This is a genomic window from Vreelandella sp. ssv (genome assembly GCF_059448525.1).
Map to the genome: position 1 here is coordinate 3,716,990 of NZ_CM182545.1, position 13,902 is coordinate 3,730,891.

The 13,902-nt window shown below is 55.5% G+C and carries 18 protein-coding genes; 11 read left to right on the plus strand and 7 right to left on the minus strand.

Annotated elements, in window-relative coordinates; genetic code table 11:
• Positions 1-4: 4 nt before the first annotated feature.
• On the plus strand, positions 5-568 hold the full coding sequence (locus AC5TBW_RS16920) for a sigma-70 family RNA polymerase sigma factor (protein WP_495509677.1): 564 nt from the start codon (positions 5-7) through the stop codon (positions 566-568).
• Complete coding sequence (locus AC5TBW_RS16925; protein ID WP_495509678.1) at positions 547-1,257, plus strand: anti-sigma factor; 711 nt, start codon at positions 547-549, stop codon at positions 1,255-1,257. The genes AC5TBW_RS16920 and AC5TBW_RS16925 overlap by 22 nt, the downstream gene beginning before the upstream one ends.
• Before the next feature lie 123 nt (positions 1,258-1,380).
• Here the strand turns inward: AC5TBW_RS16925 and AC5TBW_RS16930 are convergent, their stop codons facing one another.
• Together AC5TBW_RS16930 and AC5TBW_RS16935 are read right to left on the minus strand one after the other, a co-directional pair.
• Positions 1,381-2,337, minus strand: coding sequence for a zinc-dependent alcohol dehydrogenase family protein (locus tag AC5TBW_RS16930; protein ID WP_495509679.1), 957 nt, complete (start codon positions 2,335-2,337; stop codon positions 1,381-1,383).
• A gap of 34 nt (positions 2,338-2,371) precedes the next feature.
• Complete coding sequence (locus AC5TBW_RS16935) at positions 2,372-3,814, minus strand: aminotransferase-like domain-containing protein (protein ID WP_495509680.1); 1,443 nt, start codon at positions 3,812-3,814, stop codon at positions 2,372-2,374.
• A 166-nt stretch (positions 3,815-3,980) separates the two neighbouring features.
• Here AC5TBW_RS16935 and AC5TBW_RS16940 point away from each other — a divergent pair, with 166 nt between their 5' ends.
• Genes AC5TBW_RS16940 through AC5TBW_RS16950 form a run of 3 tightly spaced genes read left to right on the plus strand, consistent with a single transcriptional unit; the run spans position 3,981 to position 4,639 of the window.
• The gene (locus AC5TBW_RS16940) at positions 3,981-4,187 is read left to right on the plus strand and encodes a DUF1127 domain-containing protein (RefSeq protein ID WP_495509681.1); all 207 of its coding nucleotides are present in this window, start codon (positions 3,981-3,983) and stop codon (positions 4,185-4,187) included.
• Positions 4,180-4,308: a PhzF family phenazine biosynthesis protein gene (locus AC5TBW_RS16945; RefSeq protein WP_495509682.1), complete on the plus strand. Its 129-nt coding sequence runs from the start codon at positions 4,180-4,182 to the stop codon at positions 4,306-4,308. The genes AC5TBW_RS16940 and AC5TBW_RS16945 overlap by 8 nt, the downstream gene beginning before the upstream one ends.
• Positions 4,301-4,639 carry a PhzF family phenazine biosynthesis protein gene (locus AC5TBW_RS16950; protein WP_495509683.1) on the plus strand — a complete coding sequence of 113 codons (339 nt, stop codon included), beginning with the start codon at positions 4,301-4,303 and terminating at the stop codon, positions 4,637-4,639. The genes AC5TBW_RS16945 and AC5TBW_RS16950 overlap by 8 nt, the downstream gene beginning before the upstream one ends.
• A gap of 45 nt (positions 4,640-4,684) precedes the next feature.
• Here the strand turns inward: AC5TBW_RS16950 and AC5TBW_RS16955 are convergent, their stop codons facing one another.
• The 4 genes from AC5TBW_RS16955 to AC5TBW_RS16970 all read right to left on the minus strand — a co-directional run bounded on the left by AC5TBW_RS16955 (position 4,685) and on the right by AC5TBW_RS16970 (position 7,874).
• Positions 4,685-5,737, minus strand: a complete 1,053-nt coding sequence (locus AC5TBW_RS16955; protein WP_495509684.1) for a class I fructose-bisphosphate aldolase — start codon at positions 5,735-5,737, stop codon at positions 4,685-4,687.
• A 144-nt stretch (positions 5,738-5,881) separates the two neighbouring features.
• The gene (locus AC5TBW_RS16960; protein WP_495509685.1) at positions 5,882-6,280 is read right to left on the minus strand and encodes an Hsp20/alpha crystallin family protein; all 399 of its coding nucleotides are present in this window, start codon (positions 6,278-6,280) and stop codon (positions 5,882-5,884) included.
• 36 nt (positions 6,281-6,316) lie between these two features.
• Positions 6,317-6,778, minus strand: coding sequence for an Hsp20/alpha crystallin family protein (locus tag AC5TBW_RS16965; protein ID WP_495509686.1), 462 nt, complete (start codon positions 6,776-6,778; stop codon positions 6,317-6,319).
• A gap of 130 nt (positions 6,779-6,908) precedes the next feature.
• Entirely contained in the window at positions 6,909-7,874 is a 966-nt protein-coding gene (locus AC5TBW_RS16970) for a LysR family transcriptional regulator (RefSeq protein WP_495509687.1), read from the minus strand.
• A 159-nt stretch (positions 7,875-8,033) separates the two neighbouring features.
• Here AC5TBW_RS16970 and AC5TBW_RS16975 point away from each other — a divergent pair, with 159 nt between their 5' ends.
• From AC5TBW_RS16975 to AC5TBW_RS17000, 6 genes are read left to right on the plus strand one after another with little or no spacing between them, the layout of a single operon-like run.
• Entirely contained in the window at positions 8,034-8,861 is an 828-nt protein-coding gene (locus AC5TBW_RS16975; protein ID WP_495509688.1) for a transporter substrate-binding domain-containing protein, read from the plus strand.
• A 48-nt stretch (positions 8,862-8,909) separates the two neighbouring features.
• Positions 8,910-9,566 carry an amino acid ABC transporter permease gene (locus tag AC5TBW_RS16980; protein ID WP_495509689.1) on the plus strand — a complete coding sequence of 219 codons (657 nt, stop codon included), beginning with the start codon at positions 8,910-8,912 and terminating at the stop codon, positions 9,564-9,566.
• Positions 9,567-9,579: 13 nt separating this feature from the next.
• Complete coding sequence (locus AC5TBW_RS16985) at positions 9,580-10,275, plus strand: amino acid ABC transporter permease (RefSeq protein WP_495509690.1); 696 nt, start codon at positions 9,580-9,582, stop codon at positions 10,273-10,275.
• Positions 10,262-11,080, plus strand: a complete 819-nt coding sequence (locus tag AC5TBW_RS16990; RefSeq protein WP_495509691.1) for an amino acid ABC transporter ATP-binding protein — start codon at positions 10,262-10,264, stop codon at positions 11,078-11,080. The genes AC5TBW_RS16985 and AC5TBW_RS16990 overlap by 14 nt, the downstream gene beginning before the upstream one ends.
• Positions 11,081-11,119: 39 nt before the next feature.
• A complete protein-coding gene (locus AC5TBW_RS16995) occupies positions 11,120-11,839 on the plus strand; it encodes a DUF1989 domain-containing protein (protein ID WP_495509692.1) in 720 nt (239 codons plus the stop codon).
• A 20-nt stretch (positions 11,840-11,859) separates the two neighbouring features.
• Positions 11,860-13,149 carry a M20 family metallo-hydrolase gene (locus tag AC5TBW_RS17000; protein ID WP_495509693.1) on the plus strand — a complete coding sequence of 430 codons (1,290 nt, stop codon included), beginning with the start codon at positions 11,860-11,862 and terminating at the stop codon, positions 13,147-13,149.
• A 45-nt stretch (positions 13,150-13,194) separates the two neighbouring features.
• On the opposite strand, the gene AC5TBW_RS17005 is transcribed toward AC5TBW_RS17000, so the two are convergent.
• Positions 13,195-13,815 (minus strand): TetR/AcrR family transcriptional regulator, encoded by a 621-nt coding sequence (locus AC5TBW_RS17005; protein ID WP_495509694.1) that lies wholly within the window; start codon positions 13,813-13,815, stop codon positions 13,195-13,197.
• Positions 13,816-13,902: the final 87 nt, after the last annotated feature.

Sequence of the window (13,902 nt, forward strand, 5' to 3'; positions counted from 1 at the left end):
CTGAATGCTAGATGCCACCCAACGTCACCAATACCTTATTGAGCAACTAAACGGCTGCGCTCAGGGAGACCGACGAGCGTTAGAACGTCTTTATCGTGTCGCTAGTTCGCATCTATATGCGCAGCTGCTGCGTATAGTAAGGGATGAAGGTGCCGCACAGGATTGCCTGCAACATGTTTTTATCAAAATCTGGCATGCTGCCGATCAATACGATGCCAGGCGTGCCAAGCCGATGACCTGGCTTTCAACTCTCGCTCGCAATATTGGTATTGACTGGCTGCGCCGCCAGAAACCCCAGGACGCAACAATCGATGAACCCTTATTAGCGACGCTCTTGGGAACCGACGATCCTGAAGATGACAGCATCAATCATGAACAGAACGACAAACTGAACGACTGCCTCGATACGCTCAGTCATCATCAGCGCCAGTTAATGGAAATGGCCTACTTTCAGGGTATGACTCACAGCGAGCTTGCCAGCTCTCTGTCCCAACCGCTGGGCAGCGTCAAAAGCTGGATCCGCCGTGGACTCGAGAGGTTAAAAACATGTCTAACCAATGGGATTTAAGCGACCCTGACGATCGCCATCTGGCGGCTGGCGAGTACGTGCTGGGCGTATTGGATCGCGATCAAAAAGCACGCTTTGAAGCGCTGTTAGCTGTCAGCCACGACCTACGTAATGACGTGGAAGATTGGCGAGAACATCTCCACTTGTTTAATGAGCGGCTGGACCCTAAGACACCGCCTAAAGAGGTTTGGCAGCGTATTACCGCGGCGACCGGGGCGTTACCTTTACGCTGGTGGCACCGTCTGGGTGCATGGCAGGCCACGGCGGCCAGTTTTGGAGTGATCGCGGTCGCGCTGGGCCTTCTGTGGCAACAAGCTGAGCTGACTACGCCGCCAGAAGGAGAAGCGGTGTTCGTGGTTCAGGACGAATCGCGCACGCCAGGCTGGATCATTAGCGCCACCGAGGGGGGTGAGCTGATCGTGCAAGCGGTTCAACCGACCCAAGTTGGCAACGAGCAGACCGGCGAGCTGTGGTTGATTGCCGATGGCACACCTATTTCGCTAGGCCTGCTGCCTGAGCAAGGCAGCCGACGCCTCCAACCCAGCGCTGAGCTTCGCGCGCAGTTATTTAATGCCGACTTAGCCGTCAGTGTTGAACCCCAAGGCGGCGCTCCCGCAGGCCTGCCAACCGGCCCCATTATTGACCATGGCCGTTTAACGCCAATGGCGGGCAGCAACATCATCTTTTGATGAAACGCAAAATCAGCTGGATCACTCTTATTGAACAAGGCCTGCCATGCGCTATTCACTTTTACCAGACCCCGGCAGGTCACAACTGGGAAGTCGCCTAACATCCGGTTATGGATGCGACGATCATTGTGCCTGATCAGCGAAAGTCAGAAGGACTTTCTGGTTACTCGGGCAAAGCGCCATTTCAACAGCCTGGCGCCACTCTTGACTGGGAATGGCATTATAACTCGGCATATCTGCCTGGCTTAGCAGTTCCCAGATAGCCAAGAATTTGTGCTGCCAGGTTTCTGCAGACATCCTGGCCAAACTATCGCGGAGGTGAAACCTTTTATAGTGGGCGTCAGGCTTGGAATCCAACTGAATTGCCTGCCCCGTTAATAGCCCATATGCGATAAACCTCGTTTCCGGCGCCATAAGCTGCAATATTTTTGCCGCGATTGGCCCTCCTAAAGCGTCAAACGCTATGTCCGACTCACGAGCCACACGCGAGATCTGGGCCACATTTTGGATAGGTACCGGTTTGATACCAAGCTTTTCCAGGCGGGCAACTCTACTCTCAGAGCGGTATATCCCAACGACCTCTTTGGCGCCGTGCTGATACGCCCATGCTCCGAGGTATTCAGCGCAATTCGATCCGGCTCCAGTGAGAAGCACCCGCTTTCCCTTTACAGGCCAAGTTTCAAGCATGGTGATGGCCGCTAAGGGGTTAATGTAGGCGCGTGCGGCCACATCGTCAGAAATGGTATCAGGCACGGGTACCGCAAGAGCCGGATCACAATCCACAACCGTCTGCCAAGTGCCATCGCCTCGTAAGGGGAGCACCCGTTTTCCGATCAGGTGGGAATACTCTCGCGGAGCATCAATAACACAGCCCACCCCTTCGTAACCGGCGATAGCGGGAAGCCTAATACGATGCGAGTAGGCACCGCTAATAGGAATCAGGTCAGACGGATTAACCGGAGCACACAGCATCCTCACTCTAAGCTTGCCCTCATTTAGGAGTCGCGCTTCAGATGTTTCCATTTTCAATACTTCAAGCGGCCTTCCGAACGCGCGATAGGTAAGAGCATGACGCCGCATGGGCACCTCGAAAGTGAGAGTTTCGCTGACCGACTTAGATAATACCCACCTCATGCGCCTGCGCTTCTTCCACCATCTCCGTGGCTAGCGCCCCCACCGTTCGCACGGCCGCTTCGATGCTAGGCGTTAGCGTGAAAGCGTAGTTCAAGCGCAAGCACTGGCGGAACTTGCCCGAGGCTGAAAACAGCGATCCCGGCGCTACGTGGATAGCATGTTGCGCCAAGCGTTGGTTTAGGCGCACACAGTCCACCGCGGCGGGCAGCTCCACCCAGAGCAAAAAGCTGCCCTGCGGATAGCTGATACCCGCGCCCTTGGGGAAGTAGCGCTGCACCCAACTGATCATGATATCGCGCTGGCGCTGATACTGGCGGGTGGCAAAGCGCAGGTGGCGCTCGTAGTGGCCTTTGGCGACGAACTCCGCCACCGCCAGCTGGGGCAGCGTCGCCGAGGCACCGGTGGAGACATATTTCATATGCAGCGCTTGATCACGATAGCGGCCCGGTGCCAGCCAGCCAACCCGCAGCCCAGGTCCGACTGTTTTGGAAAACCCGCTGCATAGCATTACTCGCCCATCGTCATCGAAGGATTTCACGGTTCGCGGCCGGGGCAGGGAGAATGACAAATCACCGTAGATATCGTCTTCGATAATGGCCACGTCGAAACGCTGGGCGAGCTGAAACAGCGCCCGCTTGCGTGCCTCAGGCATGGTGTAACCCAGCGGGTTATTGTAGGTCGGCGTGACCTGTATCGCGCGGATCGGCCACTGCTCCAGCGCCAGCTCTAACGCTTCCAGGCTGATGCCTGTTTGCGGGTCGGTGGGAATTTCCAGCGCTTTTAAACCGTTGGCCTTAAGGATCTGCATGGTGCCGTAAAAACTGGGCGAGTCCACGGCCACCACATCGCCGGGCTGGGTGAGCGTACGCAGCGAAATGGCCAGCGCCTCCTGACAGCCGGTGGTCACCATGATGTCGTCCGGGTGCAGCAGGCAGCCGGATGCAATGGCCAGCCGCGCAACCTGCTGGCGCAGCTCGGGACTACCGCTCAGCTTGTCGTAGTTGAATCCGTGCAGGTCATTGCTACGGTGTAAACCTGCGAGGATTTTCGACAATGGCTGTAGCGTCTCATACTCAAAATTAGGTACGCCACGCCCTAGCAGCAACCGCTCGTCATCCCGCTGTGTAGCGACTAGCTCCAGTACCTGATCCCATTGGGAAACATCCAACGGGCGCTGCGCCGGGCGAGAGACCGAGGGCAACACCGACGGCACCCGGGTGGGCAGCACGAAGTAGCCAGACTTTGGCCGCGATTCGATCAACGCCACATCTATCAGCTGCCGATAGGCCTCCTGGGCCGTCGAAATACTGACGCCCAACTCTGTGCAAACCGCTCGAATAGAGGGCAGGCGATCACCCACGCGGTAAATGCCGTGCTCAATACGCTCTCGCAATATGGTGGCTACCTCTTCATAGCGCGTCACGGCCTTTACCCCCTTTAGCTTGAAAACAATACAGATAGCTATTTATAGCCCATACAGAGATATAAAACACTCTATCTGTATCTTAAAAATTAAAATACCTATATCTGTATTGAATTCACAGCTATGAGTAATCTGATTAGGCACATAACTCTCAAGGAGAGCCGCCATGCCACGTATCAGCCTTGCTCAGCTTCGCTACCAATTGCGCCATCAATTTCACTCCTATCGTCACTATCGCCGTAGCCGCCGTCAGCTATTAGCGCTGGATGATCGGCTACTGGAGGATATCGGTTTCACCCGAGAACAGGCGAAGAAAGAGGGACAAAAGCCGTTTTGGAAACACTCGCTGTCTGAAGAGGATTCTTATGAATAACGCTGACTATTATTTGCTTGATGTGTTTACCGATCAGCCGTTTACCGGTAACCATCTGGCCGTGCTTTTAGATTCTGGAGAGCTTGAGACAAGCGCCATGCAAGCGCTCTCTGGTGCCTAGCAGTGCAGAGCTGGTGTACCTGTATGTGATTGAACAACACGACGGGGTAGAGACGGTTATTCATAGCCGCATGTTCTGTATGCACGCCAGTATTTGCGAAGACCCCGCCACGGGAAGCGCCGCGGCAGCATTGACCGGCTACTTGGCATCTCTTCAAACAGACGCCTTGCAGTGCAATATTCATCAAGGTGTTGAGATGGGTCGGCCTAGTGTTATCTACACCGCCGCTAATGGCGACATCCAGGCTGGCTTTGTCCAAGTGGGCGGTAACGCGTTAGTGCTGGGCAGGGGCGCTTTTAAAATGCATCCATCAATGAGCGGTAGATGCTAAGCGCCCCCTCCTGTTACCCCAGCTTGATTCGTGCGGATCGAGCGCTCAGGCCACGGTAACCTCTTTGGAGAGATAGACATCCTGAATCGCATGCAGCAGCTCAACGCCCTCCTGCATCGGTTTCTGGAACGCTTTGCGCCCTGATATTAAGCCCATGCCACCGGCACGTTTATTGATCACCGCTGTGCGAACCGCTTCGCCAAGATCGGAGTGCCCTTTGGAGCCGCCGCCCGAGTTGATCAACCCAGCGCGTCCCATAAAGCAGTTAGCGACCTGGTAACGAGCCAAGTCGATCGGGTGGTCGGTGGTTAACTTGCTGTAGACGTTATCGTGGGTATGACCAAACCCAACCGCCTTGTAGCCGCCGTTATTCTCAGGCAGTTTCTGCTTGACGATATCCGCCTTGAGGGTTGCGGCCATGTGGTTGGCTTGGCTGGTGAGGTCGGCAGAGACATGGTAATCGGTGCCTTCCTGCTTGAAATCAGGATTACGCAGATAGGCCCATAATACTGTCACCATGCCCAACTGATGGGCACGCTCAAAGGCTTCACTGATTTCCATGATCTGGCGACGACTCTCATGGGAACCAAAGTAAATCGTCGCCCCCACTGCCACGCAGCCCATATCGTGGGCTTGCTCGACATCGGCAAATAGTGTCTGGTCATAGATGGCCGGATAACTCAGCGTCTCGTTGTGGTTGAGCTTCAGCATCATTGGAATCTTGTGCGCATAACGCCGCGCAACAGACGACAACACGCCAAGCGTTGATGCTACGCCGTTGCAGCCACCTTCTAGGGCCAGTTCAACGATATTGGCCGGGTCGAAGTAGCGCGGGTTCGGTGCAAAGGAGGCGCCTGCCGAGTGCTCGATCCCCTGATCTACCGGCAGCAGGCTAAGGTAGCCGGTACCCGCCAAACGCCCATGATTGAAGAACGCCTGCATGTTACGTAGCACCGCAGGACTGCGATCGCTATCGGCCATCACACGATCAATGAAATCGGGACCAGGAAGATGTAAGTCTTCTCGACGAACACCCTGACAAGTGTGGTTCAGCAAACTATCGGCATCGCTGCCGAGCAAAGCGGTTATATCGGTCATGGTGCGCTCCTCTCTACCTTATTTGTAAAAAAGTGTTAATCAACCTCTTCTTTACTAGAGCATAGAGCTGAAATGGCGCAGAAGGAAAGTACCGCCTCCCGTATTACAGGTAAAATACGGGGGGCGGTCAGTAGCGGCACTGTCTTACGCTGCCTTCACATCGATACGCCGTGAGCGATGGCTATCCTTTTTCGGCAGCGTGATGGTCAAAACACCATTGACGATACTGGCCGTAATGGCATCGCTGTCCACTTCATGACTAAGGTTGAAGCGGCGCGCAAACCGCTGGCCACGTACCTCGGCATGCAGTGCACTCAGCCCTTCAGGCACATTCAGGGCTATCTCGCCCTCCAGGCTCAGCACGTTGTTATCGAGTTCTACTTTCAGTGTTTCATGCGTCACGCCGGGCATATCCGCCACCAGCTTGAGGGCGTTGGATTCCTCAATGATATCCACTGCCGGCAGCAACGTTTCCTGAGCGCGTTTTATGTCGCCACGCTCTTGCCGTGGAGAATGAGTGGCTGAACGGACAACGTTATTCATGGTTTATCCTCCGCAATCCAGGTTCATAAACATGACTTAAGCCGCCTGAACGTCAATACGCCGTGGCTTGAGTTCTTCACGCTTGGGCAGCACGATTTCAAACACACCATTGGCATGGTGCGCTTCTGCACGCTCTGCATCGAGGCCATCAGGTAGTGCTATCGCGCGCACAAACTCACCATATGCGCGCTCACGCCGAAATACCGGACGCGAGCTGCCATCCTCATTGCTGCTACTGACGGGCTCACGCTTGCCACGCAAAGTAAGCACGTTATCTTGGATATCAATGCTCAAATCCGAGGGTGCCAGCCCCGCAGCAAACACATATACACGCACGGCATCATCGCTGCGAGCGAGATTTATCATCGGGAAACTGCCCCGAGGCACCGCCCGAATATCCATCGCACTGCCATCAGGCAAGAAGCCGTCCAACAGCTGACGAAACCAGTCCAACTGCTGGGGCGAGCCGATTTCGAAACGCTTAATGTCGTCGAACATAGCAAACACCTCCTATGTTAAGCAGATGATTGAAAGAGGCAGCCATATTTCGGGTCAGTGCCTCCATAATCTGCAAAATAGGCGCTTTCAAACGGCTTTCAAGGGTCTCAATAGTAATTTTTTTATCGATTTAAGAAGGGTCAATTAAGCCTGTGCTGGGCAGCAACTCATCCCCTTTGTACGCATCAACCAGATGCGACTGCTGCCAAAGCCGAGCCACCAATTCCTGAATAAAGCTGCGCACAATAAGCGAAGGCCGTCGACCAGCCCGGGTGACGACACAAAACGGCGAAGCGATCTCGACCTGATCCGGCAGCAGCGCTTTGAGTTCGCCCCGCTCCACCCAGTGGCTGGCGTAATAGTGGGGCAAATTGCCAATAAAGTGGCCGCTTAAAATCAGTAGCGCCTGGGCTTCCATATTGGAGGCATGAGCCCCCACCTGGGCATTGGGGAAACTTTTAAGCTCTTGCAGGTTGGCATAGGGGCGTACCACAAAGGGGTGGTAGATGACTTCCTCAACCGTTAATTGTGTACTGTCGCGGGCAAACAGCGGATGACGTTTTGCACAGTAAATACCGTGCACCTCCGTGTAGACCTGGCGGTGCTGCAAACCTTCCATTTGCGCCGTTTCCGGCAGGATACCGAGCTGTACGGCGCCATTAGCGATCTCACCGATCAAGCGGTCGGGGCTGCCCACGGTGATATTGAGACGCGCCTTGGGGTTCTTGCGCAGGAACTCACCAATCACCCCCTGCAGATCAAGATCGACATCCATAATGGTGTTGTCGACGACGCCCAAACGCAGCGTGCCGTATACCGAGCTGCGCAGCTCGCTCATCTCACTATCAAAATCGTCTACCGAAGAGAGCAGCTGTTTAGCGCGCTCATACACAATCGTGCCCCGCTCCGTCAGCTCAAAACCCTGCCGCCCCCGACGACATACGGTAAATCCCACTCGCTCTTCGAGTGCTCGAATATGAAAACTGATGGCTGACTGGCTCATATGCAGCGCCGTTTGCGCACCGGCAAAGCCACGGTGCTCGGTCACCGCAAGGAATACAGAGAGGCTTTTCAGGTCAGCGGCTGAGAGTTTCATCGGCATGCTCTAAGTTAGTGCAATTAACATCAATAAAACGGGTATGAACATCGAAAGATAACAGTTTTATTGTTGCATAACGCCTGCTTAACTCAAGGGGTTCTTGTTCAACAGGCCTTCGCCTTTGTTTCGAGTATCTCCACCCCGAGGAGCATCCCCATGCAACGCATCCCCACTATTACCGCTGGCCTCCTACTTGGCGTTAGCTTCGCCACTACCGCCCACAGCGATCTGCTTGAAGACATACGATCGGAAGGCACCTTTACCGTGGGCACGGAAGCACGGTTTGCGCCATTCGAGTACATCGAGGATGGTGAAATTGTCGGCTACTCCGCCGATGTCATGGAACACATCATGCCCGAGCTTGAGGGTGTCGAACTGATCCGCATGGATCTCCCTTGGCAAGGCATTCTGCCCGGTCTGGAGCGCGAGCGTTTTGACTACGTGATCACCTCGGTCACCGCCACGCCGGAGCGTATGGAACGCTACCACTTAAGCGCGCCCATTGCCGACGCCACCATGGCGATTCTCAAGCGTGCGGGTGAAGAAGGTATCAGCTCACCAGAAGATATCGCCGGCAAAGTAGCCGCTGCTCAGGCAGGCTCCGCGCAGTTAGAAGCACTGGAAGCGCTGGCCGCAGAGTTAGAGGAAGCGGGCACTCCTGTTGAAGATATTCGCACCTACACAGGCGTTGATGAGGCCTACGCCGAGTTAGGCACGGGCCGTGTCGATGTGGTGATCAATAGCTTGCCTAACCTGCTCGAAGCCGAGCGCACCCGTCCTGATGTGTTTGAAGTAGTCGGCACTTTCGGCGACCCGGTGTACTTTTCCTGGGCCGGGCGCGATGACGAAGCGAGCGCATCACTCAACGCCTTTATGGATGAGCAGATTCAGCGCCTGAATGAAGACGGCACCTTAAATGAGTTACAGGAAAAATGGTTCGGTGGCCCGATGGACCTGCCTTTAGAACTCCCAGCGGCCGAGTAAAACAGCGTGAGTTGGTGAAGCCGTTTTTCTTCATTTTACAGGTGCACCATGTTTGAGATTCTGCTCAACCACTACCCTGTACTGCTCAAAGGCTTGACCACCACCATGGTGGTCTCGCTTTCCGCCATCGCATTGGGCTTGGTATTAGGCGTTTTACTGGCCTTTGGTTTGACCAGCCAGTATCGCCTAGTGCTCTGGCCCTGCGGGCTTTACCGCAGCTTCTGGCGCGGCACCCCTATTTTGCTACAGCTGCTGTTGGTTTATTACCTACTGCCCGAAATCGGCATTGAGATGGCGCCTATCTCAGCTGCCATTTTGACCCTAACGTTAAACACAACGGCCTTTCAGGCGGAAATTTTCCGCAGTGGCATCGGCCATATTCCCGCGGGGCAAATAGAAGCGGCGCGCATGGCGGGCATCTCGGCGTGGCAGACCCGCAGGCGCATCATCATGCCCCAGGTATTTCGCCTGACGCTGCCGCCACTGACGAACGAGATCATCACGATTCTCAAGAATTCATCGCTGATCTCGGTGATTGCCGTCACCGAACTAATGCGCGTTAGCGAGCAAATCGCCTCACGCACCTTTCAGCCGCTGGAAACGTATTTAGCTGCCGCGCTGCTTTATCTCGCGGTCAATTTGGTGCTGGCACGACTCAGCGCTTACTTAGAACGCCGCATGACCGGCGGCCTAGCCACCGAATAGGGGAGTGTCCGTTATGTTCGATATTGCCCTGCTATGGGACGTCCGTGGGCTGATTCTGCAAGGGTTGTGGAATACGCTGTGGATCTGCTTTTTCGGCTGCCTGCTAGCGGTTTCATTGGGGCTGGTGCTGGCGGCGCTACGTCTGGCTAATCCACGTCTATTCGGCTATCCGGTGGCCTGCTATGTAGAAATTTGCCGCGGCATCCCACTGCTGATTCTGCTGTTTTTGCTTTATTACGGGGGCCCCAGCATTGGCCTACGGCTAGATGCTGAAATTGCCGGTGTCACCGGTATTGGGCTTTATGGCGCAGGCTACTTTGCAGAAATTTATCGTGGCGGCTTCAAGTCCATCCCCAAAGGCCAGCTTGAGGCGGCGCGAATGCTGGGCATATCCCCCTGGCACGCGCTAATACGCATTCAGATCCCGCAAATGGCGCGTTTAATTGTTCCTCCGAGTACCAACCAGTTGATCATTTTAGTGAAAGAGTCCGCGCTGATCTCGATTATCTCGGTGGATGACCTGACCAAAAATGCCACCACCATCGTTAACCAGACTTTTCAGGTCATCGAGCCTTACCTGGCGGTTGCCTTGCTCTACTGGCTAATGATTGAACTGGTTGCCCGGGGTGGCTATGCGCTGGAAAAACGCTTAGCCAATCGTCAACCGCGCCATGTCGCTCAAAAGGATAACGCCCATGCCAACGGCTGACACGCTCACACCACCCAAGCCTACCCGACAAAAAGCCATTGTTGAGGCACAAGGCATCAGTAAGCAGTTTGGCGATCTGGAAGTGCTGACCAACATCGACTTCAGCCTCGCCCCTTCCGAAGTGGTCTGTGTGATTGGCCCCTCCGGTTCGGGTAAATCCACCCTGCTGCGCTGTCTGGCATTTTTGGAGCCCTACGATCACGGCAGCGTCTATATCGACGGTCAATTATTAGGCTATGAAGACCGCAACGGCAAGCGTGTGCGCACCAGCGAAAAGCGCGTAGACGAAGTGCGTGCGCCCGTCGGCATGGTGTTCCAACACTTTCACCTATGGCCCCATCGCACGGCACTGGAGAACGTGACCGAAGCGCTGCGTCTGGTCAACGGCCTTTCCCGCCAGGATGCTGAAGAGGAAGGCATGGCGATGCTCGAACAGGTCGGCCTTGCCGACCGTGCGGGACACTTTCCAGAGAGTCTTTCCGGTGGCCAGAAGCAGCGGGTAGCCATTGCTCGGGCACTCGCCATGAAGCCCAGGGTGATGTTCTTCGATGAGCCTACCTCGGCGCTTGACCCGGAACTGGTCGGCGAAGTGCTGGATGTCATGAAGAAACTGGCCGCAGACGGCATGACCATGGTGATCGTCACCCACGAAATGGGTTTTGCCGCCAAAGTCGCCGACCGCGTGATCTTTATGGATCAAGGCCGCGTGGTCGAGAGCGGTCCACCCGCGACCCTGTTCCGCCAACCAAAAAGCGAACGCCTTCAGCAGTTTCTTAACACCTGGCGCGAGCGCCATATCGACTGATTCCGTCACCTCAACACTTTAAAACACCTGGAGCATCCCATGAGTTCTGATAAACGCTTTGACCACGCTCGCATTGAGCAACTGCCGCGCAGCAACAGCGAACCTTGCGGCCATAACCACAGCTTGGAAGACCCTATCTCCCCCGACGGTACCCCAGTGTTAGGCGAGCGCTACGAAGTTGCCGCCCGTGGCGGCCGGGCGGTGCGTCTAAAAGCCGGACAAACTATTCGTATTATCAATACCCACGGCACCCAAGTGTGCGACACCTGGGCGTTTAGCACCGATAACATCAACGAGTTCATGTCTTGGGAACACGGGCGTGCCTGGTTGAGCGCGCTGATTCCCCAGGTAGGCGACCCGCTGATCAGTAACCGCCGTCGCCCGATCATGACTCTTACCGCCGACACGTCGCCGGGTGTCCACGACACGCTAATGGCCGCCTGCGACCTGTTCCGTTATATGACCCTGGGTGTTGAGGGCTACCACGACAGCTGCGCCGACAACCTGCGCTTAGCGATGAAAGCGATAGGCGTTATCACCCCCGAGGTGCCCCAGCCATTCAATCTATGGATGAACATTCCCGTTAATGCCCAGATGAAAGTCGACTGGTGCCCGCCGGTGTCCAAACCCGGTGACTACGTCGAGCTACGCGCTGAGATGGACTGTATCGTCGTCATGTCCGCCTGCCCCCAAGACATTATTCCCATCAATGGAGCAGACTGTGTGCCTGTCGAGGTACATTTCGAAGTCTACGAATAAAAGCATCTAGGGAGAGCCTGATGACAAGCCGCCTTAACGAACCGACCGACAAGCCCGCTATCGACCTGAGGGCTATCGCCGCAGCAGTCAGTCCTGAACGTCTAGCCAATGATCTGGCAACGCTAGCGATGATGGGCGGCCGTTCAGATGGCGGCGTGGCGCGTTTGGCGCTTGATGACAACGACACGCGCGCCCGGCTTTGGCTGATCGAACAGGCCAGCGCCCTGGGTGCCAAGGCAAGCGTCGACGCTATCGGCAATGTGTTCCTTGATATGCCCGGCAGCGACCCTGCGCTTGAGCCCGTCGTCACGGGTAGTCATTTGGATAGCCAACCGGCGGGTGGCAAGTACGACGGTGCGCTGGGCGTGCTGGCAGGGCTTGAAGCACTACGCGCACTTAAGCAGGCGGGCTTTATTCCACGCCGCCCTCTTTCGCTGGTGAGCTGGACCAATGAAGAGGGGGCGCGGTTCTCCCCTGGCACCTCCGGTTCGGCTGTATTCTGCGGTGCGCGCAGCCTGGATGAAACGCGCTTAGTTAAAGACAGCGACGGCGTCAGTTTGGGATATGCACTGGATACTTGCCTGGCTGAACTGGACGCCGCAGACGTTCCCCGCCGCCCGATGACAACACCCATGCATGCCTTTCTTGAACTGCATATTGAACAAGGCCCCATTCTGGAGCGCAAGGGTATGTCAGCAGGCGTTGTGGAAGGTATTCAAGGCGTTAGCTGGTTTGAAGTCACCGTATCAGGCAGCGCCAACCATGCGGGTACAACGCCGCGTGCCATGCGCCGCGATGCGTTAGAAGCCGCCTGTGCGCTGGCAACCGCGCTGCGTGAGGCCGCACGGGATAGCGAAGACCGCGTGCGTTTTACCATTGGTAAGTTTGCCGTCAGCCCTGGCTCGGTGAACACTATTCCCGACCAGGTCACCTTCACTATTGATTTACGCCACCCCGAAGCAACGACGCTAAAAGCACTGGAAGCAGAATTCAATGGGCTCGCCCAGCAGACCTGGGCGGGTTGCAAAGCAACACTGACATCACTCTCGCGCGTTGAACCCGTCGCGTTTCCCGCCACACTCACCTCCCTGCTCGATCACACCGCCCACGAGCTGGGGATGACGGCACCGCGATTAGTATCGGGCGCCTTTCACGATTCGATTCACCTCGCCAACCACTGCCCAACGGCGATGCTGTTTGTGCCCTGCCGCGATGGCCTTAGTCACCACCCTAATGAGCATACCGAACTCGATGATGCCGTCGCAGGCACCCAGCTACTGGCCGCCAGCCTGGCGAGCTTAACCCGATAAGGAGAGTGGCAGACACAAACACGCCGCTATGCGGACATAGGCACTCTAAGCCGTCAGCCCAATCCCGCGCAAGATCACCGAGGTCACCGACTGCACGGCTTTTTCAAACTGTAGGTCGTCCAGTGGCTTATCATCGTTGAGTAGGTAAATTTGGTAGTCGAAATCAGCGTAGTGCTGGGTGGATGCCCAGATCATATAAAGCAGGTAGGAAGGTTCAACGGGGTTGATCTGGCCTGTTTCGACCCATTCGCGAATTTTCGACTCTTTAAGTTTAGCCCATTCGTAGAGGTTATCGCGTAGGCGCTCCTTAAGAATCGGGGCGCCCTGCATCACTTCGGCCGCCCATACTTTTGAGCCATGGGCGCGGTTGCGGGAGTGGTTCATCTTGGCACGAATATAGGTGGAGAGCACAACACGCGGATCATCATAGAGCTCAAAACACAGCGCATCCTGTTTCCAAATTTCCAAAAGCTCCAGCAACACATCCTGATACAAGGCTTTTTTGGTCGAAAAATAGTAGTGCACGTTGGATTTTGGGATATCAGCTAACTGAGCGATTTCACCCATGGAGGCGCCTGCGTAGCCTTTTTCGGCAAACAACTGCTCCGCTGCCTGGAGAATCTTTTTGACGTTAGTTTGCCGAATTTCGTCCTGAGTACGCGCCACGATGCCTTTATTCCTTACAGCTAAAGTAAACGACCAAAAAAAGCACCACCGCAGTGCGGTGGTGCTGAAAAGATGTCCTAGTTACCC

Coding starts and splice junctions, on each gene's coding strand:
- AC5TBW_RS16920 (WP_495509677.1), top strand. CDS start 5: ATGCTAGATGCCACCCAACGTCACCAATACCTTATTGAGCAACTAAAC.
- AC5TBW_RS16925 (WP_495509678.1), top strand. CDS start 547: ATGTCTAACCAATGGGATTTAAGCGACCCTGACGATCGCCATCTGGCG.
- AC5TBW_RS16930 (WP_495509679.1), bottom strand. CDS start 2,337: ATGCGGCGTCATGCTCTTACCTATCGCGCGTTCGGAAGGCCGCTTGAA.
- AC5TBW_RS16940 (WP_495509681.1), top strand. CDS start 3,981: ATGCCACGTATCAGCCTTGCTCAGCTTCGCTACCAATTGCGCCATCAA.
- AC5TBW_RS16945 (WP_495509682.1), top strand. CDS start 4,180: ATGAATAACGCTGACTATTATTTGCTTGATGTGTTTACCGATCAGCCG.
- AC5TBW_RS16955 (WP_495509684.1), bottom strand. CDS start 5,737: ATGACCGATATAACCGCTTTGCTCGGCAGCGATGCCGATAGTTTGCTG.
- AC5TBW_RS16960 (WP_495509685.1), bottom strand. CDS start 6,280: ATGAATAACGTTGTCCGTTCAGCCACTCATTCTCCACGGCAAGAGCGT.
- AC5TBW_RS16965 (WP_495509686.1), bottom strand. CDS start 6,778: ATGTTCGACGACATTAAGCGTTTCGAAATCGGCTCGCCCCAGCAGTTG.
- AC5TBW_RS16970 (WP_495509687.1), bottom strand. CDS start 7,874: ATGAAACTCTCAGCCGCTGACCTGAAAAGCCTCTCTGTATTCCTTGCG.
- AC5TBW_RS16975 (WP_495509688.1), top strand. CDS start 8,034: ATGCAACGCATCCCCACTATTACCGCTGGCCTCCTACTTGGCGTTAGC.
- AC5TBW_RS16980 (WP_495509689.1), top strand. CDS start 8,910: ATGTTTGAGATTCTGCTCAACCACTACCCTGTACTGCTCAAAGGCTTG.
- AC5TBW_RS16985 (WP_495509690.1), top strand. CDS start 9,580: ATGTTCGATATTGCCCTGCTATGGGACGTCCGTGGGCTGATTCTGCAA.
- AC5TBW_RS16990 (WP_495509691.1), top strand. CDS start 10,262: ATGCCAACGGCTGACACGCTCACACCACCCAAGCCTACCCGACAAAAA.
- AC5TBW_RS16995 (WP_495509692.1), top strand. CDS start 11,120: ATGAGTTCTGATAAACGCTTTGACCACGCTCGCATTGAGCAACTGCCG.
- AC5TBW_RS17000 (WP_495509693.1), top strand. CDS start 11,860: ATGACAAGCCGCCTTAACGAACCGACCGACAAGCCCGCTATCGACCTG.